This is a genomic window from Arthrobacter bussei (genome assembly GCF_009377195.2).
Lineage (GTDB): Bacteria > Actinomycetota > Actinomycetes > Actinomycetales > Micrococcaceae > Arthrobacter_D > Arthrobacter_D bussei.
Genome location: NZ_VJXX01000003.1, coordinates 66,849 through 89,349 on the forward strand (window position 1 = coordinate 66,849; position 22,501 = coordinate 89,349).

At 70.0% G+C, this 22,501-nt stretch carries 20 protein-coding genes and 1 riboswitch; of the genes, 11 read left to right on the forward strand and 9 right to left on the reverse strand.

Going from position 1 to position 22,501, the window contains the following annotated elements; genetic code table 11:
* Positions 1 to 31: 31 nt before the first annotated feature.
* Positions 32 to 1,747 carry a glycoside hydrolase family 13 protein gene (locus FNH21_RS10995; protein ID WP_422108768.1) on the forward strand — a complete coding sequence of 572 codons (1,716 nt, stop codon included), beginning with the start codon at positions 32 to 34 and terminating at the stop codon, positions 1,745 to 1,747.
* Between the two features lie 185 nt (positions 1,748 to 1,932).
* Entirely contained in the window at positions 1,933 to 2,652 is a 720-nt protein-coding gene (locus FNH21_RS11000) for a DnaJ family domain-containing protein (RefSeq protein ID WP_338403253.1), read from the forward strand.
* Positions 2,653 to 2,665: 13 nt separating this feature from the next.
* Here FNH21_RS11000 and opgC read toward each other — a convergent pair whose 3' ends face one another.
* Together opgC and FNH21_RS11010 are read right to left on the reverse strand one after the other, a co-directional pair.
* Positions 2,666 to 5,257, reverse strand: coding sequence for an OpgC domain-containing protein (opgC, locus tag FNH21_RS17420; protein WP_152815422.1), 2,592 nt, complete (start codon positions 5,255 to 5,257; stop codon positions 2,666 to 2,668).
* On the reverse strand, positions 5,254 to 7,326 hold the full coding sequence (locus FNH21_RS11010) for a glycosyltransferase (RefSeq protein ID WP_152815425.1): 2,073 nt from the start codon (positions 7,324 to 7,326) through the stop codon (positions 5,254 to 5,256). The genes opgC and FNH21_RS11010 overlap by 4 nt, the downstream gene beginning before the upstream one ends.
* Before the next feature lie 278 nt (positions 7,327 to 7,604).
* Positions 7,605 to 7,679: riboswitch (cyclic di-GMP riboswitch) on the forward strand.
* 15 nt (positions 7,680 to 7,694) lie between these two features.
* Between FNH21_RS11010 and FNH21_RS11015 the strand changes: the two genes are divergently transcribed.
* Positions 7,695 to 9,071 carry a glycoside hydrolase family 16 protein gene (locus FNH21_RS11015; RefSeq protein WP_152815429.1) on the forward strand — a complete coding sequence of 459 codons (1,377 nt, stop codon included), beginning with the start codon at positions 7,695 to 7,697 and terminating at the stop codon, positions 9,069 to 9,071.
* 60 nt (positions 9,072 to 9,131) lie between these two features.
* Here FNH21_RS11015 and FNH21_RS11020 read toward each other — a convergent pair whose 3' ends face one another.
* The 3 genes from FNH21_RS11020 to FNH21_RS11030 all read right to left on the reverse strand — a co-directional run bounded on the left by FNH21_RS11020 (position 9,132) and on the right by FNH21_RS11030 (position 12,236).
* The gene (locus FNH21_RS11020) at positions 9,132 to 9,815 is read right to left on the reverse strand and encodes an NADPH-dependent F420 reductase (RefSeq protein WP_241743202.1); all 684 of its coding nucleotides are present in this window, start codon (positions 9,813 to 9,815) and stop codon (positions 9,132 to 9,134) included.
* 79 nt (positions 9,816 to 9,894) lie between these two features.
* Positions 9,895 to 10,647 carry a response regulator gene (locus tag FNH21_RS11025; RefSeq protein WP_191931876.1) on the reverse strand — a complete coding sequence of 251 codons (753 nt, stop codon included), beginning with the start codon at positions 10,645 to 10,647 and terminating at the stop codon, positions 9,895 to 9,897.
* Positions 10,644 to 12,236, reverse strand: a complete 1,593-nt coding sequence (locus FNH21_RS11030) for an ATP-binding protein (protein WP_241743203.1) — start codon at positions 12,234 to 12,236, stop codon at positions 10,644 to 10,646. Before FNH21_RS11030 ends, FNH21_RS11025 begins: the two co-directional genes overlap by 4 nt.
* Positions 12,237 to 12,454: 218 nt before the next feature.
* Here FNH21_RS11030 and FNH21_RS11035 point away from each other — a divergent pair, with 218 nt between their 5' ends.
* From FNH21_RS11035 to FNH21_RS11055, 5 genes are all read left to right on the forward strand, one after another.
* A complete protein-coding gene (locus FNH21_RS11035) occupies positions 12,455 to 13,462 on the forward strand; it encodes a Bug family tripartite tricarboxylate transporter substrate binding protein (RefSeq protein ID WP_152815435.1) in 1,008 nt (335 codons plus the stop codon).
* Positions 13,463 to 13,465: 3 nt separating this feature from the next.
* Positions 13,466 to 14,008: a tripartite tricarboxylate transporter TctB family protein gene (locus FNH21_RS11040; RefSeq protein ID WP_055769887.1), complete on the forward strand. Its 543-nt coding sequence runs from the start codon at positions 13,466 to 13,468 to the stop codon at positions 14,006 to 14,008.
* On the forward strand, positions 14,001 to 15,620 hold the full coding sequence (locus FNH21_RS11045) for a tripartite tricarboxylate transporter permease (protein WP_191931877.1): 1,620 nt from the start codon (positions 14,001 to 14,003) through the stop codon (positions 15,618 to 15,620). Before FNH21_RS11040 ends, FNH21_RS11045 begins: the two co-directional genes overlap by 8 nt.
* The gene (locus FNH21_RS11050; protein ID WP_055769889.1) at positions 15,617 to 16,012 is read left to right on the forward strand and encodes a universal stress protein; all 396 of its coding nucleotides are present in this window, start codon (positions 15,617 to 15,619) and stop codon (positions 16,010 to 16,012) included. Before FNH21_RS11045 ends, FNH21_RS11050 begins: the two co-directional genes overlap by 4 nt.
* A 242-nt stretch (positions 16,013 to 16,254) precedes the next feature.
* Positions 16,255 to 16,851 carry a GAF domain-containing protein gene (locus FNH21_RS11055; RefSeq protein WP_152815438.1) on the forward strand — a complete coding sequence of 199 codons (597 nt, stop codon included), beginning with the start codon at positions 16,255 to 16,257 and terminating at the stop codon, positions 16,849 to 16,851.
* 19 nt (positions 16,852 to 16,870) lie between these two features.
* Here FNH21_RS11055 and FNH21_RS11060 read toward each other — a convergent pair whose 3' ends face one another.
* Complete coding sequence (locus tag FNH21_RS11060; protein ID WP_152815441.1) at positions 16,871 to 17,287, reverse strand: VOC family protein; 417 nt, start codon at positions 17,285 to 17,287, stop codon at positions 16,871 to 16,873.
* Between the two features lie 108 nt (positions 17,288 to 17,395).
* Here FNH21_RS11060 and FNH21_RS11065 point away from each other — a divergent pair, with 108 nt between their 5' ends.
* Complete coding sequence (locus tag FNH21_RS11065; RefSeq protein WP_152815444.1) at positions 17,396 to 18,415, forward strand: LLM class flavin-dependent oxidoreductase; 1,020 nt, start codon at positions 17,396 to 17,398, stop codon at positions 18,413 to 18,415.
* 12 nt (positions 18,416 to 18,427) lie between these two features.
* Here the strand turns inward: FNH21_RS11065 and FNH21_RS11070 are convergent, their stop codons facing one another.
* A complete protein-coding gene (locus tag FNH21_RS11070) occupies positions 18,428 to 19,036 on the reverse strand; it encodes a sigma-70 family RNA polymerase sigma factor (protein ID WP_191931878.1) in 609 nt (202 codons plus the stop codon).
* 8 nt (positions 19,037 to 19,044) lie between these two features.
* Positions 19,045 to 19,332 (reverse strand): hypothetical protein, encoded by a 288-nt coding sequence (locus FNH21_RS11075; protein WP_152815450.1) that lies wholly within the window; start codon positions 19,330 to 19,332, stop codon positions 19,045 to 19,047.
* A 430-nt stretch (positions 19,333 to 19,762) separates the two neighbouring features.
* On the opposite strand from FNH21_RS11075, the gene FNH21_RS11080 reads away from it, so the two are divergent.
* Positions 19,763 to 20,683 carry an alpha/beta hydrolase family protein gene (locus FNH21_RS11080; protein ID WP_241743204.1) on the forward strand — a complete coding sequence of 307 codons (921 nt, stop codon included), beginning with the start codon at positions 19,763 to 19,765 and terminating at the stop codon, positions 20,681 to 20,683.
* Positions 20,684 to 20,762: 79 nt separating this feature from the next.
* Here FNH21_RS11080 and FNH21_RS11085 read toward each other — a convergent pair whose 3' ends face one another.
* The gene (locus FNH21_RS11085) at positions 20,763 to 21,482 is read right to left on the reverse strand and encodes a GAF and ANTAR domain-containing protein (RefSeq protein WP_191931879.1); all 720 of its coding nucleotides are present in this window, start codon (positions 21,480 to 21,482) and stop codon (positions 20,763 to 20,765) included.
* Positions 21,483 to 21,722: 240 nt separating this feature from the next.
* On the opposite strand from FNH21_RS11085, the gene FNH21_RS11090 reads away from it, so the two are divergent.
* Complete coding sequence (locus FNH21_RS11090; RefSeq protein WP_152815456.1) at positions 21,723 to 22,463, forward strand: GAF and ANTAR domain-containing protein; 741 nt, start codon at positions 21,723 to 21,725, stop codon at positions 22,461 to 22,463.
* Positions 22,464 to 22,501: the final 38 nt, after the last annotated feature.

The window sequence follows — 22,501 nt, forward strand, 5'->3', positions numbered from 1 at the left end:
AGCCGTTCCACCACCGAGAGGCCAGACCCACGTGACTTCGACCGTCAATCCCGATCTCGACTCGGCCGTCGACGCGACGGCGGAGTTCGCCCCCGCTGCCCTCGACGAGCGCATACAGGACCCGAACTGGTGGCGCCAGGCCGCCGTCTACCAGATCTACCCGCGCAGCTTCGCTGATTCCAATGGCGACGGCATCGGTGACCTCAAGGGCATCACCTCGCGCATCCCCTACCTGAGGTCCCTCGGCATCGACGCCGTCTGGCTCAGCCCGTTCTACCCGTCCGCCCTCGCGGACGGCGGCTACGACGTCGACGACTACCGCGACGTCGATCCGAAGCTCGGCACGCTCGACGACTTCGACGAGATGATCGCCGCCCTGCACGAGGCCGGGATCAAGCTCATCGCGGACATCGTCCCCAACCACACCTCCAACCGGCACGTCTGGTTCCAGGAGGCCCTCGCCTCGCCGAAGGGCTCGGCCGCGCGCAACCGCTACATCTTCCGCGACGGCAAGGGACCGGACGGCGCCGAGCCGCCGTCGGACTGGGACTCCGTGTTCGGTGGCCCCGCCTGGGAGCGCACCGAGGACGGGCAGTGGTACATGCACATCTTCGCCCGCGAGCAGCCGGACCTGAACTGGGACAACCGGGAGGTCCGGGACGATTTCCTCACCACTCTCCGCTTCTGGTCCGACCGCGGCGTGGACGGCTTCCGCGTCGACGTGGCGCACGCCCTCACCAAGGACATGACCGAGCCGCTGCCCATGAAGGCCGCCCTCGGCTCCGAGAGCGAGAACAACAACGGGCAGCACCCGTTCTGGGACCGCGACGAGGTCCACGAGGTCTTCGCCGAGTGGCGGGCGGTGTTCAACGAGTACACCCCGCCGCGCACCGCGGTGGCCGAGGCCTGGGTCCATGCCGAGCGCCGCGCCCGCTACGCCAGCCCCGAGGGACTGGGCCAGGCCTTCAACTTCGACCTGCTGCAGGCCGACTGGAATCCGGTACAGTTCCGCGAGATCATCACCAGGAACCTCACCGAGGCGACCTCCTCCGGGGCGTCGTCCACCTGGGTCTTCTCCAACCACGACGTCGTCCGGCACGCCACCCGTTACGGCCTCCCGGCTGCCGGCCCGGACAGCACCCCGGCGGAGACCAGCAGGAACTGGCTGCTGAGCGGCGGCACCGAAGCCGCGCTCGACCGCGGGCTGGGCGAGCGCCGGGCGCGGGCGGTCTCGCAGCTCATGCTGGCCCTGCCCGGCTCGGCCTACGTCTACCAGGGCGAGGAGCTCGGGTTGCACGAGGTCGCGGACATCGCCGACGAGGACCGCCAGGACCCCACCTTCTTCCGCAACACCGGTGTCGACGTGGGCCGCGACGGCTGCCGCGTCCCGCTGCCCTGGACGAAGGACGGTGCGTCCTTCGGCTTCGGCTTCGACGGGGCGCACCTGCCGCAGCCCGCCTGGTTCGGGGAGTACGCGGTCGAGGTGCAGGAGGGTGACCCCGGATCGCACCTCAGCTTCTACCGCCGCGCGCTCGACCTGCGGCGCGAGCTGCAGGGCGACGAGGACTTCACCTGGGAGGACGAGTCCGCCGCCGATGTCCTCCACTTCACGCGACCCAGTGGCTGGCACAGCATCACCAACTTCGGATCGGCGCCGGTGGACCTGCCCGCGGGACGTGTGCTGCTCAGCAGCTCGCCCCTCGAGGACGGGAAGCTCCCGGCGGACACGACGGCCTGGCTGGTCTGACGACCGGGCACTCGACGGCGGGTCACCCCGGCTCCGGGGCGGCCCCCCGTCGTAGGTGCCCTGCCCGCAGGCAGACGCGCGGCTGCCGGATCCGCTGGGTCGGGCCTGACGCGCCCCAGCCGGGCGCCGGACCGCGGAACCGCTGCAGAGGCCTGATGCGCCTGCCGGGCGTACACCCTCGGAGGGTGGGATGCTCGCCTGCGGGCACGGTTGCACAGCGTGCGGCGTCCTCGGAATACTGGGATGCCAGGCACGACGGCGGACCGACGCGGGAGGGCAGCGGCATCAGCAGGTCGAACGAGCACGAGGAGCGCCTGCGCAGGGCCGCCCAGTACCGGGCCGCGCACGAGGGCGGCGACGCCGCCGACGCCATGGCCGAACTCGAGCGCCAGCACGACGACGGTGGCCCCGCGGAGGGCGGGATGGCGCCCCTGCGCGAGGGCGAGGACGAGGTCAGACGTGCCCGGCTGATCGTGGACCGCGCGATCGCCCGCGGAGAGTTCGACAACCTGGCGCTCGCCGGCAAGCCCATCCCCGGGCTGGGGGAGGCCCACGACCCGGACTGGTGGGTCAAGGGCCTCATCCAGCGCGAGAACATCACGGGGCTGGGTCCGCGGGCCATCCTGCTCCGCACCGAGGACGCCGAACTCGACGACCGCCTGGACCGCCAGTACACCGAGAAACAGGTGCGGGACATCCTCGAGGACTTCAACGACCGCGTCGTGGACGCGAGACGCCAGCTGCTCGGGGGTCCCCCCGTGATCACCCGACTCCGCGACGTCGACGCCGAGGTGGAGCGCTGGCGGTCGCGCCGGGACGCAGCCCGCCGAGCAGCCGAGGCAGCCGCTCCGCCGCAGCCCCCGAAGACGTCCTTCTGGCGGAGGGTGTGGCGCGGCTCGGCCTAGGCCGGAGCCGGCGTCAGTTGGGGATGACCGAGAACAGGACCTTCCTCTTCACCATGACCCAGATGATCAGGGTGACCACGGCGTGGATGACGAGGCCCTGCCAGAAGCTGGTGCGGTCCAGTCCCGGCAGGTTCCCGACCGCGAGCACGAAGAACACATGGACGATGAACACGTACAGGCTGGACTGCCCGAGCGGGATGTAGAGCCAGCCGAAGGCCCTGTTCAGCGGCTTCCAGAAGGAGGTTAGGATGGCATGCGCGGCGACGACGAAGAACGCCAGGTCGATCAGGCGCCCCGGCTGCATGAAGACGCGGACGTACCCGGCGTCGTACAGGCTCTCGTAGAAGCCGGCGGGGATGAACGGGAGCTGCAGGCGGAACGTCGAGTCGAGCCAGAGCAGGCCGAGTCCGAGTGCGTAGAGGCCGAGCAGCGTGCCGATGAGGATCTTGCCCCAGCTGCGGCTCAGCGTGTCGATGATGCGGCGGCGGTAGAAGCCGATCACGATCCCGTGCACGAAGATCACCTGCCAGGTCAGCAGCGGGAACACGTCCTGGAACTGCGAATCGAGCACGCGGACGTGGACGATGCTGTCCAGCACGTACAGCGCCCAGCTGACCAGGAGCAGCAGCCACCACAGCTTCCTGCGCAGCAGCTCGACGAGCAGCGGCACCGAGAGGGTCAGCACCACGAACAGTCCCATGATGTTGAACGTCCACGGTCCCATGCTGAGCAGCAGCAGGTCCTGGATGGCGTAGCCGGGCGGCGGGTAGTCGAAGAGGCGTGCCGCGTTCGGGTAGAGGTCGTAGACCCGCCCGACGGCGCCCTCCCCGGTGTCCCCCGTCCCGCGGTCGGTGAAGGTGGTGATCACCGAGGCGTCGATGAACGGCACGAGCGAGAGCAGGTAGACGGCGATCACGACCCCGAGGGCGGTGAGGTAGAGGCGCAGGGCGCGCTTCATGTTGCCCTTGAGGGCGGCCCCGGAACCGAGCTTCCGGACGGCGATGGGATAGACCATCCCCATCACGACGCCGGAGAGCAGCACGAACAGCTCGGCTCCGGTGATCGCGCCGACGATGTTGAGCGCCACGAAGGACCACGGCCCCGCCACCTCGATGTGCGTGACGACGACGGCGGTGATGATCCAGCCGCGCAGCAGGTCCAGGCGCATGTCGCGCGGGTTCTGCTCGTTCGGGTAACGCCACTGCGGCACGACCTTACGCGCCAGGCCGGCGAGGAGCACCAGCAGGAACAGCCCGACGACGGAAGCCACCAGCCAGCTCATCGCCGTGTTGGGGGAGGACCCGGACTGCCAGACCTGGGACGTCGACTCGTTGGCGTCCTCCTGCCGGACGACGTCGGTGACGGGACCGAGGCGGAGGTCCGCAGCGGCGTCGAGCGTGTCCGTCAGCGCCGCCGTCGTCCCGTCCTCCATGCTCAGCCGCCAGTCGACGACATGGCCCTCGGCCTCCGGCTCGGGCCTCGACGCCTCGAGCCAGGCGACCATCCCGATCTCGGGGTACTCGGCGGCGATCACCGGATCGAACAGCTGCTCCAGCCAGGCGGCTTTGATGTCGGCCTCGGGCGCACTGTCGGCGTCCTCGGGATCGAAGAGGGCCGCGGTCTGGACGAGGAACCGCTTGTCCTTCCCGGCGGCGTACTCCTTGGCGAAGTCGATCGTCGGGGCACCGGGCGCGATGCCGTAGGTACCGGCGAGCTGGTCGGCGAACTTGTCCGGCTCGGGCAGCACGGAGGTCTCGATGGCCCCGGAGTACTCGCGGGTGCCGTCGGCACTCGTCGTCGGGCCCTGCTCGTAACTGCCGAAGTGGTAGAGGGACAGGCCCACCCAGTCCACGGCGTCGTCACCCGGGTAGTACGGGGCGTAGGGGTCGTCGCCGCCGTCGATCAGGCCGTTGCCGTTCGTGTCGAGCGCGGGGACCGAGCCGGCCTCCAGGCCCTCGACGGCGCCGTACGCCTCGGTGAACGGGTACCCGGCCGCGTAGGAGGGCGCCCACACCAGGGCGGCGCCCGGCGCGCGCTCGTGCACGGCGCCCGCCACGGTCCGGAACGCGTCCACGTAGGCGTCGGGGTGCTGTCCCCAGCTGTGCCAGGTGCCGTTCATCTCCGGTGCGAAGCGGAGGAAGAACGCGGTGCGGAACTCCTCGTCGAGGCGCGCCAGAGTGTCCGCCAGGACCTCGGCGTCCGCCTCCGTCAGCTCGGTGAGCGGCTTCGAGGGCTCGAGGGTCACGACGGCGAGGGCGCCGAGTGGCGCGTCCTGCCGGACGAGGTCGGCGAGATCCCGCTCGGCGACGGCGTCCAGCGGGTAGGCGACGGGCCGGCTGAAGAACGACGGCGTGCTGCCGGTGCGGTCGGCGTAGGCGCGGGCGTTGTCCGTGGACCAGTCGAGCTCGGGGCCGAAGTACCGTCCGGCCGCGAGGCCGGTCGGGTCCCCGACCGGTGACTCGTCGGCACCCACGGTGGTGGCGGGCAGGTTCCCGGCCAGGGCATGGGCAGGGGTCCCGCCGCCGAGCACCCCGGCCACCAGGACCAGGAGGAGGATGAGGGCGCGCACGCCTGTGGGTGGCGCTGCCGTCGTCGTCGGGCTCACGCCTTCGCGTCCTGCCGGGCCTTCGCCTCCGCGATGTCCGCCTGGTAGTGCTCGTAGCCGCGGTAGCGCACGGCTTCGATGATCACGCTGAAGATCACGAGGTCGAAGATCACCCAGACGATGTTCACCGACGTGCCCAGGATGTCGGCCTGTCCCACGAGCATGCGGATGATGCCGATGATCACGGCGGCGACCAGCAGGCCCATCGCCCACAGCTGGGGCTTCACGAGGTCCCAGCGGAGCTGGTGGTCCTGCTGCAGGGTCTTCGGCGTCACGGCGAAGTCCAGGCTCCGCCCGAGGTACACGTTGCCGAACGCCGAGGTGATGGACCGGATCCAGATGGGGAACAGGGCGAGGGAGTACTGCTGCCCGCGCCAGGTCTTGACCCCCTTGCCGACGACGGCGAAGAGCAGCTGGTTGACCAGCAGGAAGGGGATGAGGCGGATGAAGAACTCCGTGCTGATGGAGTTCACGGGGAGGATGCCGAAGATCAGGTAGATGATCGGCGCGGCGATGTAGATGATCGCCGCGAAACCCGAGAGGTAGCTCCACATGGTCGCCCCGTACATCAGTTTCTGGGCGATCGTGAGGCCCTTCTGCGCGAAGGGGTTCTCGCGGAACAGTACCTGGATGGTGCCCTGTGCCCAGCGCAGGCGCTGTGTGAGCATGGAGTTCAGGTCCTCCGGTGCCAGTCCGTCGGCGAGCTTCTCGTGGTGGTAGGCCGTCTCCCACTTCAGGGAGTGCAGGCGCATGCACGTGGCCATGTCCTCCGTGACGGAGATGGTGGCCATGGGCATCACGGCCTGCGCCTCGCCGCCGCGGTCCGCGTTGACCGACTCGATGAGCACCCGGACGGCGTCGATCGCGGCGAGCGGCGACCAGGAGCGCTGGGCGAGCTGGTCGAGCGCGGCGTCGTCGACGACGGCGAGTCCGGGCGTGCTGATGGAGGCGTCCTGCAGTCCCTCCTCCAGTCCGATGATGTCGAGGTCCGCGAGGGAGGCGAGGTCCTCGTGGAAGGCGGCGATGTCCGCGGCGACGAGCCCGCGGGTCACGGCCTGCATGCGCTGCTGGAACTCGTAGGTGACCTCGGAGATGCCATGGCCCTTCCCGAGGCGCCGGCGCACGCGCCGGATGTCCTTCGCCACGAGGTCGAGGGCTTCCTCGACCCGCTCTGAGTCGGGGCCGAGCCCCTTCTTGGCCTTGGCGATGACCTTGTCCGAGGTCTTCAGGGCCTTGTGGAGGGCCAGCTCGATCTCGGAGACGTACCGGGTGACGCCGAGCTGCATGAGGGCCTCGCGGCGGATGATCGCGTTGGACCCGCAGAAGAAGGCGGCGTTCCAGCCGTCCTTGCCCTGCTGGATGGGGCCGTAGAACAGGGGTGCCTGGCTGCCCAGGGGATCGGAGTCCGGGACGTTGACGAACACCTGCGGCGTCTGGACCAGGGCCATCTTCTCGTTCGTGAAGTAGCCGAGCGTCCGGTCGAGGATGAGCGGATCGGGGATCTGGTCGGCGTCCAGGATCACGAGGAACTCCCCGTCGGTGGACATCAGGGCGTTGTTGAGGTTGCCGGCCTTCGCATGGCGCGGCATGTCCTTCCAGTCGGCGGAGCGCGTGATCCAGCCGATACCCTCCGCCTCGGCTGCTGCGCGCACCTCGGCGCGGTTGCCGTCGTCGAGGATCCACGTCCGGTGCGGGTAGCGGATGGCCTTGGCGGCGCGGGCCGTGGTGAGGACGAGGTCCAGCGGTTCGTTGTAGGTGGTGATGAAGACATCGACGGTGAGGCCTTCGGGTGCCTCGGGCGGCGTGCGCTTCTTCAGCTTCCACACCGTGAAGCCGAACAGCAGGGAGTCGATCAGGGAGTAGGTCTCCGCGAGGATCAGCGGGATGGCGATCCACCAGGCATCCCAGTTGATGGAGAAGAGCCATCGCCAGACGATGTAGTTGATGCCCAGTACCGCGGTGACCAGCACGATCGCCCGGATGAGGAGCGTCCTGCCCTTCGGGAGGTCGTCATGCGCTGCGCTGCGCCGGGCGCGCTCGGACGGCCCGATCGGCGGAGTGTTCCCCATGCTTCTGTGCTCTCCATCTGTTGCGCGCACGCGCGGGCGCGTCGCTTCGGTGACTTGTGTGCGCCGGGCCGGCCGCACTGAGACGCTCACCGGGCCACGAGGGACCGTGCAGCATGCACCAAAGGTACCCGAGCGTGCTGCCGCTGCCACGTCGGGCATCGACTTGCGGTAATGCTGGGCACAATCTGCGCCGGACCATGGCACCGGCCGCATCCCGGTGCGCGAGGATTGAAGGGCCGGCACCGCGTGTGCGTGCCGGTGCCGCTGGGGCAGCCGCCCGGCGAGAAGGGCAAACCCGGTGCGAACCGGCGACGCAAAGCCACGGGACCCCAGGGGTCAGCCGGGCTACCGAACCAGAAGGCGTGTGCATGCTCCGTCGTCCAGCACTCCGTTCCGCCCTCAGCGGGGTCCTCTCGGCCCTCCTGCTCGCCGTCGCCGTACCCACGCCGGTCCTCGCGGCGGATACGACCCCGATGGCGGCCGTTCCCGGTCCCGTGGGTGATTTCGCCTGGAAGGGCCTCAACTGGGAGAAGCGCTGGTGGAGCGGCGCACCGAACTACAACAAGCGGTTCGATCCCGCCAACGTCAGCAGCCCTGACGCCAACGGCCACGTGACCATGACGCTGTCGAATCCGACCGGCGCCGCAACCATCGGCGCCGAGTTCAACACGACCCGTCACGGCTTCGGCTACGGCACCTACAGCACCACCATCGAGAAGGACCTCACCACGCTCCAGAAGGAGGTGGTGTGGGGCTGCCTGTTCACCTACGACCCCGCCGTCGCCCCGGGCTACAACGAGATGGACCTGTGCGAGGCCAGCTCGTGGGGCGGCGGCAGCAACTACGGCCAGGTGTGGCCCATCACGCAGGGGCACGGCTACTGGTTCGACGCGAGCAAGGGACCCGGGGTCGGCAACGACACGGCGATCTTCGGCGTCACGAACCATCCGATCCTCACGCATCGCATGGTGTGGGAGCCGGACAGGCTGACGTTCGAGACCTTCGCGGGGGAAGGCTACGGCGGCCCCCTGCTCAAGCGGACGGTGATGCAGGGCCCGAACGTCCCTGAGCCGGCCCGGGAGACCATCCACTTCAACCTCTGGGTGACCGACGGCGGGGGAGGGGATCCGGCCCAGGTGAAACCGGAGAAGGTGGTGGTGAGGGACTTCTCGTTCACGCCTGCGCCGGTGACGGTTCCCGCCCCGTCGCCGACGGTTCCTGCGCCGTCGCCGTCCGCGAGTCCGGCGCCGACCGTTCCTGCGCCGTCGCCGTCCGCGAGTCCGGCGCCGACCGTTCCTGCGCCGTCGCCGTCCGCGAGTCCGTCGCCCACCGTTCCTGCGCCGACACCTACGCCGACGAAGCCGGCCCCGACACCGAGCCCGTCACCGACCGTACCTGCGCCGACGCCGACGAAGCCGGCCCCGACACCGAGCCCGTCACCGACCGTTCCTGCGCCGACGAAGCCGGCCCCGACACCCACGCCCACGGCGAGTCCGTCGCCGAAGCCGCCCGCCCTGCCCAGCGCCATCACGCTCGCGGCCAGGAACACCACGGTGCATCGGCTGTACGCCACGACGCTGACGTGGTCCGGGGCTCAGGGGTCCACGGTCACCCTGGTGGCCAACGGAAGTCGCCGCCCGGTCGTGAACTCGGGCCGGATGGCGACCTCGTCGAAGACACCCTCGGCGCGGTACCAGATCTGTGACGCGTCCCGCTGCTCGCCGATCGTCCTCGGCGGGCGCTGACGCCGCACCCGACCAGGCGGTCGACGACGGCGCACGGTCCGCTGCCGGGCCCCGGCGGACCTACATGTCGGCGTAGCGCCGGGCCTGTTCGAGTGCTTCGCGCATTGCGTCCGCGGCGAGCCGGGGCCCGTAGGCGGCTGTGTCCCGCTGGAAGCGCCACCCCTCGGCGAGCGGCCCGGCGTCGACGGTGTCGAAGCCGAACTCGTCGAGCAGTTCGGCGACGGCCTGCTTCGCATCGGAATCGTCCCCGGCGATCGGCAGGGCGCGGCGGTCCGGTGTCCCCGCAGGTGTCCCGTCCGTGGTCAGCTGCGCGAAGTGGATGTTGTTGAAGACCTTCACCACGGAGGAACCGGGCAGGTGGCGCTGCACGAGCTCGCTCGTCGTCGTGCTCTCGTCGTCGAGCTCGGCGATGTGGCCGTCGCGCTCGGGGTAGTAGTTGCACGTGTCGATGACGAGCTTGCCGGCGAGTGGCTGTGCGGGAACCGCTCCGATGTCCTTCAGCGGGATCGTGACGACGACGACGTCGCCCTGCGTCGCCGCGTCCTCCGCGGTGCCGGCGCGGGCTCCGTCACCGAGCTCCGCGACGAGGTCCTGCAGCGTCTCCGGTCCACGGGAGTTGCTCATGATCACCCGGTAGCCGCGCTCCACGGCGAGGCGCGCCAGGTGCGAGCCGATGTTGCCGCTGCCGATGAAGCCGATGGTGCTGCGGGGTGCCCCCGACGGTGCTGCCATATTCTCTGTCATGCCCTCCACAACCCCCTTCAGCGGTGGATATTCCTGCCGGACGTCCTGTCCGGGGCCTCCACGACGGCGCACGGGCCGGTCAACCCTGCCCGGCGTCCGTCCACACGTAGAACTTCTCCGGCCGTCCGGCGGACCCGTACTGCGGCACGATGCGCGCCTGCCCGCGTGAGACCAGGAATTCCAGGTAGCGCCGGGCACTCACGCGGGCCATGCCGAGGCGGTCGGCGACATCGGACGCCGACGTCCCCCGGCCGTGCCCCCGGAGGTCCAGCATGACGGCATCGAGCGTCGGCGCGGAGAGCCCCTTCGGGGTCGCCAGCGTGGCGGTGCGGGTGGTCCCCGGGACCGCTCCGCTCGGCGCCGTCGTGCGCAGGAGCTGGTCGATCCGCCCCTGGTCGAGGGCCGAGGCACCCTCCGACGCGTGCGAGTGGAGCTCACGCCGGTACTCCACGTAGTGGTCCAGGCGCTGGTTGAGCACGGCGGCGCTGAACGGCTTCACGAGGTAGTGCAGCACGCCACCCGCGACGGCGGCCCGCACGGTGTCGAGCTCCCGCGCCGCGGTGATCGCGATGACGTCGAGCGGTTCGCCGGGCCGGTTCCGCAGGGCGCGCAGCACGTCGATGCCCGTTATGTCGGGGAGGTGGATGTCGAGCAGGACGAGGCGGGGTCGCAGCAGCTCCGCGAGCTCCAGCGCCCGCGCACCCGTATGAGCGGCGCCCACGACGTCGAAGGCCCCGTGCGCGAGCAGGAACCCCGTGTGGATGCCGGCCACCTCGTGGTCGTCGTCGACCACGAGCGTCGGGATCAGGGGTACGGCGGGTGGCGTGCTCATGGCACCTGCAGGGTGGTGCGCGGGGCGTCGACGAGCGAGGGTGCCAGCCAGACGGTGAACTCCGCGCCACCGAGCTCGGCGTCGTCCACGACCACGTGCCCGGACCGCCGCCGCGCGATGCGGTCCACGAGTGCGAGCCCGAAGCCCCGAGTCCCCGTGTGACCGCCGTCCTTCGTGGAGTAGCCGGAGGAGAAGATGCCGTCGACGTCCCCGGGCGCCACACCCGGCCCGTTGTCCGCGACCTCGATCCGGACGGCGTCGGGCTCCGTGTGCAGGAGGACCGTGATGGCGCCGTCGGTCCGCCCGCTCCCCGTGACGGCCTCCATCGCGTTGTCGATCAGGATGCCGAGGACGGTGACGACGTCGGTGGTGCCGTCGGGTTCCAGTGTCGAGGTGTCGTCGATCGAGAGGGTGATGCCCTTCTCCGCGGCGATGGTGCTCTTGGTCATGAGCAGGCTCGCGGCATCGGGGTCCTGGATGCCCGGCGCGATGGTCCCCGACACGAGGGAGCCGCCGTGCCCGGAGCGGGAGATGAAGTCGACCGCCTGGTCGGTGCGGCCGAGCTCGAGCAGGCCGGAGATGGTGTGCATGCGGTTGGCGAACTCGTGCGCCTGTGCACGGAGGGCCTGGGTCGCGTCGCGCTCGCCGTCGAGGTCGGTGAGCAGCTGGTAGAGCTCGGTGCGGTCGCGGAGGATCATGACGCGGCCCACGCGCGTGCCGTCCACGAGGGCGTCCGAGGTGCGGGCGAGCAGCACGCGCTCGCCGGACAGGACGGTCTCGTCGGTGTCCGCGGGGTCGGTCAGGAGGCGGGCGAGGGCCGGCTCCATCACGTCCTCGGCCCGCTGGCCCGTGGCGGCGTCGTCGAGGTCCAGCAACCGCTTGGCCTCGTCGTTCAGCAGGGCGATCCGGTGGTGCTCGTCGACCGCCACCATGCCCTCGCTGATGCCGTGGATCATGGCGTCCCGCGTCTCGAGGAGCGAGGCGATCTGCTCGGGCTCGAGGCGGTAGATCCGCCGCCACACGAGCCGGGAGATCCAGATGGCGCCGGCGGACCCGACGAGGGCCGCGACGATCAGCCAGGCGAGCAGGCGGGGCAGGTCCTCGTACAGGTCGGCGTCGAGCTCGGCCTCCAACGTGCCGACCGACGCGGTGCCGATGATCTCGCCGCCGTCACCGTAGATGGGGACCTTGACGCGCCAGGACTTGCCGAGGGTGCCGGTCTGGGTCCCGACGAAGATGTCTCCGGAGAGGGGGATGGAGGGGTCGGTGGAGACCAGCTGCCCGATGAGCTCGGGATTGGGGTGGGAGTACCGGATCCCGTCGGCATCCGTGACCACCACGTAGGTCACCCCGGTGGACTGGCGGATGAGATCGGCGATGGGCTGGATGGCGGCGCTGGGATCGGGCTGGTCGAAGGCCTCCACGACGGACGGCAGCTGCGCCACGGACTGCGCGACGCCGACCATGCGGTCCTCGTACTGCTCGCGGATCTGGAGTCGCTGCATGGCGACGGCCGTGGACCCGGCGACGGCGACGATGACGAGCACGATGGTCAGCTGCAGGAAGAACAGCTGCGATCGAAGCGACATCGTCCTGATCATCCTCACAGTGTGACACGCTGCGTCGCGTCACACCCGGGCCGTCCGAGCACGTGGACCGAATCCCGTGACCACAAAGACCAATACGAGCACTACGACCGCATGCTTTACCGCCGCGAAGGGGCCTTCCTACCCTGAGGACAGCAGTGGTGATCCGCATCACATCTCCCGCTCGGCACGAGCGACCACATCTCAAGGAAGAGAACATCATGACGATCGATCGCACAACGGCGCGCCGTTCGACCCTCACCGCCCTGGCCCTCGCCTCCGCCCTCGCCCTCTCCGCCTGCAGCTCCATGACGGAGAGCACGACGGCGGGCGAGGAGAGCGGCGCCATCGAGAAGCTCAACATCGTGGTCCCCGCCGATCCCGGCGGAGGATGGGACCAGACGGGCCGTGCCATGGAGACGGACCTCAAGGAGAACGACCTCGTCAGCAATGCCTCCGTGGTCAACGTCGGTGGTGCCGGCGGCACCAACGGCCTCGCGCAGCTCGCCACCGAGACGGATCCGAACACGCTGATGGTCATGGGCTACGTCATGGTCGGTGCGGTCGAGACCAACAACGCCGCCAACCGGATCGAGGACACCACGCCGATCGCCCGCCTGACCGAGGAACCCCTCGTGATCGTGGTCCCCGCGGACTCGCCGTACCAGACCGTGCAGGACCTGCTCGACGACATCGAGTCCAAGGGCCAGGGCGTCTCCATCACGGGCGGCTCCGCCGGCGGAGCCGACCACATCCTCGCCGGGTCCGTGCTGAAGGAAGCGGGCATCACCCCCGACAACCTGAACTACATCCCGTACTCCGGCGGAGGCGAGTCCCTCGCGGCGCTCCTCGGCAACAAGGTGAACGCCGGGATCTCGGGTGTCGGTGAGTACGCGGAGCAGGTGAACGCGGGCAAGCTGCGCGCCCTCGCGGTCTCCGGCGAGGAAGCCGCCCCGCAGCTGCCCGACACCCCCACCCTCACCGAGGAGGGCATCGACCTGGTCCTCACCAACTGGCGCGGCGTCGTGGCCCCCGGGAACATCGACGATGCCCAGGCGGAGAAGCTGACGCAGCTGGTCACCGACCTCCACGAGACCGAGACCTGGACGGCCACGCTCGAGGAGAACAACTGGTCGGATGCCTTCCTCGCCGGCGAGGAGTTCCAGACCTTCCTCGACGAGGACATCGCCAGCGTCAAGACGACCCTCACCGACATCGGGCTGCTCTAGGCCATGAGTACCTCAGTACAGAACGCCCCCGGGAGCGGCACGGCAGCCGCTCCCGGAGCGCCGGTCGGTGAGCTGGTCTTCGCGCTCATCATCGTGAGCATCGGCGTGGTCGGGTTCGTGGCGGGCGCCGGTATCCAGACCCCGCCGTCGGCCAGTGACATCGGCCCCCGTGCCTTCCCCTTCGCCGTCTCCGCCCTGCTCGTCGTGGTCGGGGCGGGCCTGGTCCTCCAGGTCCTCCGCGGCCACCGCGGCGCGGCCGACGAGGGTGAGGACGTGGACCTCGAGGCGAAGACCGACTGGCTGACGGTCGGCAAGCTCAGCGGGTTCGTCCTGCTGCACGCCTTCCTGATCGTGCCGCTCGGCTGGCCCGTCGCCGCCGCGCTCCTGTTCTTCGGCGCCGCCTGGTCGCTCGGAGCCCGCCCGTGGTGGCGCAACCTCATGACCGCGATCATCCTGGCGCTGGTGCTGCAGTTCGTCTTCGGCGGGCTGCTCGGCGTGTCTCTCCCACCCGGTTTCCTGGAAGGGTTCGGTGTCTTCGGTGGATAATTTCTTCCTGCTCATGGAGGGCTTCGCCACGGCGATGCAGCCGATGTACCTCCTCTATGCGCTCGGCGGCGTCCTCGTCGGCACCGCCGTCGGCGTGCTGCCGGGTATCGGGCCGGCCATGACCGTGGCCCTGCTCATGCCCATCACGTACAGCCTGGAGCCGACGGCGGCGATCATCGTCTTCGCCGGTATCTACTACGGCGGGATGTACGGCGGGTCGACGACGTCCATCCTGCTCAACACCCCCGGGGAATCGTCCTCGATCGTCACGGCGCTCGAGGGCAACAAGATGGCCAAGGCCGGCAGGGGAGCGGCAGCCCTGGCGACGGCGGCGGTCGGCTCCTTCGTGGCCGGCACCATCGCGACGGTGCTGCTGAGCTTCGTGGCCCCCTACGTCGCGGCCTTCGCCGTGCAGATCGGCCCCGTCGAGTACGTGGCCCTGATGGTCGTCGCCTTCCTCACGGTCGGAGCGCTGCTCGGGTCCTCGGTGCTGCGCGGGCTCGCCTCGCTGGGCCTCGGCCTGTTCATCGCCCTCGTCGGCTTCGATGCGCTCACCGCCCAGCAGCGCTACACCTTCGGCAGCCCCTTCCTCGCGGACGGGATCGACGTCGTCCTCGTGGCGGTCGCGCTGTTCGCCGTCGGCGAGGCGCTCTACGTGGGCTCGCGGCTGCGCCACGGCCCGATCAAGATCATCCCCGTCACCGGCGGCTGGACCAGTTGGCTCCGTAAGGAGGACCTGCGCCGCTCGTGGAAGCCCTGGCTCCGCGGCACGGCGATCGGCTTCCCGGTCGGGACCATCCCGGCCGGCGGAGCGGACGTCGCGACCTTCCTGTCCTACGCCTCGGAGCGCAAGCTCGCCAAGGGGGAGAACAAGAAGCAGTTCGGCAAGGGTGCCATCGAGGGTGTCGCCGGGCCGGAGGCCGCCAACAACGCGGCAGCCGCGGGTGTGCTCGTGCCCCTGCTGACGCTCGGCATCCCGACCACGGCGACCGCCGCGATGATGCTGGTGGCGTTCCAGCGCTACCAGATCCCGGTGGGCCCGCAGCTCTTCGAGTCCAACAGCACGCTGGTGTGGGCGCTCATCGCAAGCCTCTACGTCGGCAACCTGATGCTGCTGGTGCTCAACCTGCCGCTGGTCGGCATCTGGGTCAAGATCCTCCAGATCCCCCGGCCCTACCTCTACTCGGGCATCCTGGTGTTCGCCGTCCTCGGTGCGTTCTCGGTGAACTTCACGCCGATCGACGTCATCATCCTGCTGATCGTGGGCATCCTCGGGTTCTTCATGCGCCGCTACGGCTACCCGATCGCGCCGATGGTGGTGGGACTCATCCTCGGGCCCATCTTCGAGAGCCAGCTGCGGCGCTCGCTCGCGATCTCACAGGGTGATCCCGTGGCACTCGTCCAGTCGCCGGTCGCGGCCACCATCTACGTGGTGCTCGTCGTGATCTTCGCGCTGTCCATGCTGCTGAAGCGCCGGCAGCGCCAGTTCGAGGCGATGGTGGTGGCGAACGCCGACGCCCCCGACGTCGTCCGTGGTTCCGCCACGGCACCCGAGACCGCCGCCGCTCCCGTGACGAGCGCACCCGACACCCGAGAGGACACCGACCGATGAGCAGCATCGTGGTGGGCTACGTGCCCAACGCCCTGGGCGAGGCCGCCGTCACGCAGGCGGTGGAGGAGGCGCGGCGTCGAGGCGCCGAGCTCGTGGTGATCAACACCACCCGGGCGGACCGCCTCGTCAACCCGGCGTACGCGGATTCCGAGGACGTCTCCAAGCTCGAGGGCATGCTGAACGCCACGGGGGTGCCCTACTCGATCCGGCACAGCATCTCCGAGGCCACGGCGGCCGAGGAAGTGGTCGACGTGGCGGAGGAGATCGATGCGGAGCTGATCGTGATCGGGCTGCGCCACAGGACACCGGTGGGCAAGCTGATCATGGGTTCGACGGCGCAGACGATCCTGCTCTCCGCCCGCTGCAACGTCCTCGCGGTCAAGCTGCCCTGACGCCCTGACGCACAACTCACGACGCCGGCCCCCTCCATGGAGGTGACCGGCGTCGTGCTGTGGCAGGCGTCACAGGTCTTCCACCGTGCGGATCGGGTGTCCGGCGACGACCTACCTGTAGCAGGACGGGCCCCATCCGCCCCCTCGGGGCCCGTCCTGTCTCCCACGCTTGTGCAAACGTTCGGTAAAGCTTTGGTCCGGAGGGCCCGAATGCCGCCCTGGCTTGATGCGGAGCAGGGAGGATGAAGATATCCCTCCCCACTTCCGGGAACTGGTCTCACCCCATCGAGCGGATCCACCTTTTGCCCTTCTCGCCACCCCCCGGAGCGCCCGTCGCTCTGGACCCGTCCATCACCCTCCCCTCGCGGCGGGAGTCCGAGCGCCAGCGCCTGCGCTCCCTGCGCCGCACCGGGCTGCTCGACTCGCCGCAGGAGGAGCGGTTCGACCGCCTGACCCGGGATGCCCAGTCCTATTTCGGCGTGCAGACCGTGATCATCTCCTTCATCTCCGAGGACCGTCAGTTCCTCAAGTCCTTCGTCGGAGACCTGCCACGCACCATCCCCCGGGACCTCGCCCTGTGCGATACCACGATCAAGCAGGACGGACTCCTGCTGATCCCGGACATGCGGGTCGACCCGCGGTTCAGCACCCACCCCTTCGTGCTCGGGGAGCCCTTCGCCCGCTTCTACGCGGGCATACCGCTGCGCGGTCCGAGCGGATGGTTCGTGGGTAGCCTGTGCCTCGTCGACACGGAGCCCCGCCACCTCTGCGCCAGGGAGCGGGCGTATCTCGGCACGCTGGCAGACCTGGCCGAGATCGAGGTGAACGCGGGCGCCTGAAGCGCGTACCCGCTGCCCGTCAGGCCTGCGGAGCGAAGAGTTCGAGGGCGATGTTGTCCGGGTCCCGGAACTCGAGGATGCAGCCTGCGCCGATGTCCTTCACGCCGCCGTGCGCGATGCCCCGACCGTCGAGGAACGCCGCGGCGTCGTCGAGCACGGAGCGGTCGGCGACGGTGAAGGCCAGGTGGTCGAGCCCCACGCGGTTCTCACTGAAGCGGTCCTCGGCCACCGGCCGCAGGCCGAGCAGGGTGTCGCCGAGCTGGTAGATGACGCCGCCGTACAGGAACCCGAGCTGCTCACGGGTGGCGTCGTCCGCGTCCTCGGGTACCTCGAAGGCCACGGGCAGCCCGAAGACGGCGTCGTAGAAGGCCCGGGAGGCATCGATGTCGGTGACCGTGAGGCGGACGTGGGCGTAGGCCTTGATGGGGATCGTCATGACCGGAGTCTCGCATGCTCCGCCCGGTCGATGCTCCCGCGTCCACCCACCGGACAGCGCCGCCGCCGTCACGGGAATGCGCGACGCCCGGGGTGCGCTTCACCGGGTATGAAGAAGATCGGATTCCTGTCCTTCGGCCACTACCAGGACGTGCGCGGTTCCCTGGTGCCCACCGCGCAGGAGGCCCTCGTGCAGGCCGTGGAGCTGGCCGTGGCCGCCGAGGAGCTCGGCGTCGACGGCGCGTACATGCGTGTCCACCACTTCGCGCCGCAGTACTCGGCACCGTTCCCGCTGCTCGCGGCCATGGCCGCGAGGACGAGGACCATCGAGCTCGGCACGGGCGTGATCGACATGCGCTACGAGAATCCGCTGTACATGGCGGAGGAGGCGGCCGTCACCGACCTCATCAGCAACAGGCGCCTCCAGCTCGGCATCAGCCGCGGTTCCCCGGAGACCGCCCTCGAGGGCTCCCGGGCCTTCGGCTACCAGCCGGAGGAGGGAGGCACCGACGCCGACCTCGCGCGGGACAAGGCAGCGCTGTTCCGCCGGGCCATCGCGGGCCACGGCATCGCCGAGCCCAATCCCCGGATGTCCGGCAGCACTGCCCGGCTGCCGGTGGACCCGCTCTCGCCGGGTCTGCCCGAGCGCATCTGGTGGGGGTCGGGTACGAGGGCCACGGCACAGTGGGCGGGGGAGCAGGGCATGAACCTGATGAGCTCCACCCTGCTCACCGAGGACACCGGGGTCCCCTTCGACGAGCTGCAGGCCGAGCAGATCGACATCTTCCGGAAAGCCTGGGCGGACGCAGGGCACGGCTGGACGCCGAGGGTCTCGGTCAGCCGGAGCATCCTGCCGATCGTGAGCGAGGCGGACGAGTACTACTTCGGCATCCAGGCCCAGCGCGAGTCCCGCGACCAGGTGGGCATCCTCGACGGCGCCCGGTCCCGCTTCGGCCGCAGCTACATCGGTGCTCCGGACGTCATCGCCGAACAGCTCGCCGCCGATGCCGCCGTGCAGTCCGCGGACACCCTCCTCGTCACCATCCCCAACCAGCTCGGTGTGGATTTCAATGCCGCCCTGCTCGGGAACATCGTCTCCCTCGTGGGGCCGGCGGCCGGCCTCCGCTGAGAGGCACGGCGGTCAGCGAGGCTTCCGTGGGAGCAGGATCGACGGCGGGGACCCCGGGTTCCGTGCGACGTCCATCCCCTGGCGTAGCCGCGAGAGGGCGGTGCTGACCCGGAGGCGCAACGTGGACCGGTCGACACCCAGTGTCCTCGCCGCATCGGCATGGGTCAGGCCGCCGAAGTAGGCGAGTTCGAGCGCCTCCACCTGCTCGGGCGTCAGCAGGGACAGCGCGTGTCCGGCCGCCCCGGCGGCGATCGCGGGCAGCAGGGGCTGCTCGCCTCGGGCCCGGGTGCTCGCGGATGCGGCCGCCCTGGCGCCGTCGACCGCGCAGCGGTGCGTGAGGCTGACGAGCCAGCTCTCGGCCGAGCCCAGCGTGCGCCGGTAGGTGTGCGCGCGGGCCCAGACACGGACGTAGATGTCCCGCGTGACCTCGGCACTCGCTGCCTCGTCCGCGAGGACGCGGCGTACCAGCGCGTAGACGCTGCCGGCCGTCCGGCGATACAGCTCCTCGAAGGCCCGGCGATTACCCGTCGCGACCCGCTCTATCAGGGCAGCCAGGTCCGGGCGGGGGAGCTGGACGCCGGTGGCGTCCCGGCCGGGGGAGGAGATCCGGACCCTGCGCACCGGCGGCCTCATTGCGCCAGGCCGGATCCGATCAGCCGCCCGGCCTCTCCCGGCCGGGACAACCGGTCCACGTCACGCAGGGCATGCAGTTGCTCGTCGCAGCGGTGGATATCACCGACGGCCCGCGCGAGTTCCCAGGCGGCGCCGTCGCGCTCCTCCTCCCGGCGGGGATCGGCGGACACGTCCGCGCAGGCACGGCGCAGGGCGAACATCGTCTCGAGCAACCGGGCGCGGGTGTCCTCGAGAAGCGTCAACTGCTCCTGCTCGGCGGTAGACAGGGCATTGTCGAAGTACATGTGAGACCTCACCGGCGTCGACCGTGCCGGTCCTTCCAGCACGGATCGTGCTTCGATGCGGATGCGTGGACGCCGGGGCGCCTGTGGCCCAGAGTAGGCAGGCCTGCGCACAAAGGACAGTCCGACGCTCCCGGCGGTGCTTCCCGATGCCCAAGCGTTATCAGACCGACCCCACCGCTTCCACCGCCATCCCTGCTCCCACCATCGCGATCGTTCCGGCGGGCAACATCCCACCGTCCCACGACTCCCGCCCGAAGACCAGAGCCCGGCGAATTCCCTTGCCGGGTGCGGAACGCGGTCCTACTCTCGGTCGGGGACGGAGCTCACCGGCACTGCGCCGCAGGTGGGTTCCGGCAGGATCTCCGCTTCCACCCGGATGTTCCGGCGATTCCCTGCGCCCGCCATCGACACCACCCACGAGGAGAACCCCTTGAGACCGACACGCCTCACCCGCGCCTCCGCCACGGCGATCGCCGTCACCTCCCTCCTGCTCGGTACCGCGCTCAGCGGATCCGCGGCTCCCTCCCTTCCGGCCGTGACGGCCGCCGTCGAGCCCGCGGCGGTGGTCGCGGCCAACCCCTACGAGCGCGGCCCGGCCCCGACCCGGGCGAGCATCGAGGCGTCCCGCGGAAGCTTCGTCACGGCGACCACCACGGTGTCCCGCACTGCAGCGCGCTCCTTCGGTGGCGGCACCATCTACTACCCGAGCACGACGACGGCGGGCACCTTCGGCGCCGTGGCGATCTCGCCCGGGTACACGGCGTCGCAGTCGAGCATCTCGTGGCTGGGGCCGCGCCTCGCGTCGCAGGGCTTCGTGGTCATCACCATCGACACCCTCTCCCGCTACGACCAGCCCTCCGAGCGGGGTGACCAGCTCAACGCGGCCCTCACCTACCTGACGCAGTCGAGTTCCGTACGCGACCGCATCGACCCGACGCGCCTCGCGGTCATGGGCCACTCGATGGGTGGCGGCGGCACGCTGCAGGCCGCGAAGGACAACCCGGCGCTCCAGGCCACCATCGGCATGACCCCGTACAACCTGGACAAGACGTGGCCCGAGGTGACGACCCCGAGCCTCATCATCGGCGCGCAGAACGACAGCGTGGCTCCCGTCAGCCGCCACGCCGTCCCCTTCTACAACGGATTGACGAACCTGTCCCAGAAGGCATACGTGGAACTCCGGGGAGCGTCGCACTACGCACCGAACACGAGCAACACGACCATCGCGTCGACGAGCATCTCCTGGCTCAAGAGGTTCGTCGACGACGACCTGCGGTACTCGCAGTTCCTCTGCCCGGCGCCCGGCACCAGCACGGCCGTCTCCGACTACCGGACACCCTGCGGGTACTGACGGCTCCCGATCCCAGCCGGCCGACCGGCACGGGCATCAGCAGGACCGCCCCCGCCACACGGCGGCGGCGGTCCTGCTGTCAGGCGACCGGGGTACCGGTGCCGCCCGTCAGCTCCAGCGCGACGTCCGCCACCGAGCGCCGGCTTTCCTCGGCACGGGTGACCAGTTCGCGGAAGGCCGCCCGGTCGTCGATGCCGAGTTGCGCCATGAGGATCCCCTTGGCCATCCCGATGCGATCGCGCAGATGCAGGGCCGCGGAGAGCTCCGAACGGATCTGCTGCGGCGTCTCGGTCGTCTGGACATGGCTGAGCAGTGCGGCGGCCGGGACGGCGAAGCGCGTCAGAGCCCGCTCCGTGGTCTCGTCGAACGCGCCGGCGTCCGTGGAGTAGACCTTCATGGCCCCGATCGTCGTGCGGCCCTGGATGAGGGGCACGCTCTGGCACGAGCGGACCGACATCGCGGCAGCGGCTGCGGCCCAGCGGGCCCACCGCTGGTCCGGCGCCAGGGTGTCGTCCGTCCTGACCGGGCTCGCGGTGGACCAGGCGCTCAGGCACGGTCCCTCGGAGAGTTCGTACTGCAGCTCGTCCGCGCGGCGGACCAGGGTGTCGGTGGCGCCGGTGCTGGTGCGCTGTCCCTCATGGATGAGGGAGACCCCGGCGCCGACCGCGCCCGGGATGAGGTCGCGGGCTGCTTCCGCGAGGAGGTCGATGGCGTGCTGCACCGTCTGTTCCGTGAGGAGGAGGCCGCGGACGCGGCCGAAGACGACGGCTAGTTCGTTGAGGTTGGGCTCTGAGTCCAAGGGAGACCTCGAAATGTCCTGACGCCGGATGTGCCGGCTCTCTTCGGCGCCCCCTGCTGGACAAGGATCAAGATAGCGATTCCGGGGGTGGTCAGGCAAATCCTGGCCGGCCCGACACGCGGTCCGGTCTAGCCCGGAAGGATCACGCGTCGGTAGCATGGTCCGCAGTTGTTGAGCAGCCGGCAGCTTTGTTGTTCGTGGTGCCCGTGCCCGGGCGCCCGGATCATGAGGGGGTAGGCGATGGGGAACGACGTCGGAATCCGTCCGGAGACGGACCTGCAGGGCTTTCTGCAGGACCTCGTGGTCGCCAGCGCGGGTCTCGACGATTTCCTCGAGGGATTCGTGGAAGCGACGTCCGCCGCTCCCGGGTTCGAACCCCATGACACGACCACGAGCGTCGCACGCCTCAGGCCGCGGGCCCATCCCCTCCTCGTCGGATCCACGAGAGATGCACGGCGTCTCGCGCGGCTCGAGGTCCACCTGCACGACGGTCCGTCCGTGCGGGCCGCCGCGAGCGGCCGGACCGTCGGGGTTCCGGACTTCTCGTTCGCCGGCGAGGACCCGCTCTTCGGCTCCGCCGCGCTCCGTCATGGGGTGCGCTCGGCCTTATCGACGCCGATCGCCGTCCAGGGCCCGGAACGGGCGGTGATCACGTACTACTCATCGCGGCCCTCGTCCTTCACCGACGAACACCGCTGCGCCACGGAGCGCTTCGCCGCTGCAGGCGCCACGTCCCTGGGGCTGGCGCTGCGGCTCGCCCGGCTCAGGGACCGCGCCGATCACCTCGCGGCCGCCATGGAATCCCGCACCACCATCGATCTCGCCGCAGGGGTCATGATGGCCCAGAACAGGTGCAGCCAGGAGGAGGCCATCGAGATCCTTCGCGCTGCCTCGAGTGCTCGGAACATGAAGCTCCGTGAGCTCGCCCGGAACGTGCTGACCAGTACGGTCGACGCCCCCGTCTCGACCCACTTCGACTGAGCCCCCTGCGTCCCGGCCGCTGCGCACCGCCCTCGGAC

Bases quoted from the DNA above. Each gene is read 5' to 3' on its own strand.
- FNH21_RS11010 (WP_152815425.1), bottom strand. From the start codon at position 7,326: ATGGGGAACACTCCGCCGATCGGGCCGTCCGAGCGCGCCCGGCGCAGC.
- FNH21_RS11015 (WP_152815429.1), top strand. From the start codon at position 7,695: ATGCTCCGTCGTCCAGCACTCCGTTCCGCCCTCAGCGGGGTCCTCTCG.
- FNH21_RS11035 (WP_152815435.1), top strand. From the start codon at position 12,455: ATGACGATCGATCGCACAACGGCGCGCCGTTCGACCCTCACCGCCCTG.
- FNH21_RS11050 (WP_055769889.1), top strand. From the start codon at position 15,617: ATGAGCAGCATCGTGGTGGGCTACGTGCCCAACGCCCTGGGCGAGGCC.
- FNH21_RS11030 (WP_241743203.1), bottom strand. From the start codon at position 12,236: ATGTCGCTTCGATCGCAGCTGTTCTTCCTGCAGCTGACCATCGTGCTC.
- FNH21_RS11020 (WP_241743202.1), bottom strand. From the start codon at position 9,815: ATGACAGAGAATATGGCAGCACCGTCGGGGGCACCCCGCAGCACCATC.
- FNH21_RS11060 (WP_152815441.1), bottom strand. From the start codon at position 17,287: ATGACGATCCCCATCAAGGCCTACGCCCACGTCCGCCTCACGGTCACC.
- FNH21_RS11025 (WP_191931876.1), bottom strand. From the start codon at position 10,647: ATGAGCACGCCACCCGCCGTACCCCTGATCCCGACGCTCGTGGTCGAC.
- FNH21_RS11055 (WP_152815438.1), top strand. From the start codon at position 16,255: ATGAAGATATCCCTCCCCACTTCCGGGAACTGGTCTCACCCCATCGAG.
- FNH21_RS11090 (WP_152815456.1), top strand. From the start codon at position 21,723: ATGGGGAACGACGTCGGAATCCGTCCGGAGACGGACCTGCAGGGCTTT.
- FNH21_RS11065 (WP_152815444.1), top strand. From the start codon at position 17,396: ATGAAGAAGATCGGATTCCTGTCCTTCGGCCACTACCAGGACGTGCGC.
- FNH21_RS11075 (WP_152815450.1), bottom strand. From the start codon at position 19,332: ATGTACTTCGACAATGCCCTGTCTACCGCCGAGCAGGAGCAGTTGACG.
- FNH21_RS11040 (WP_055769887.1), top strand. From the start codon at position 13,466: ATGAGTACCTCAGTACAGAACGCCCCCGGGAGCGGCACGGCAGCCGCT.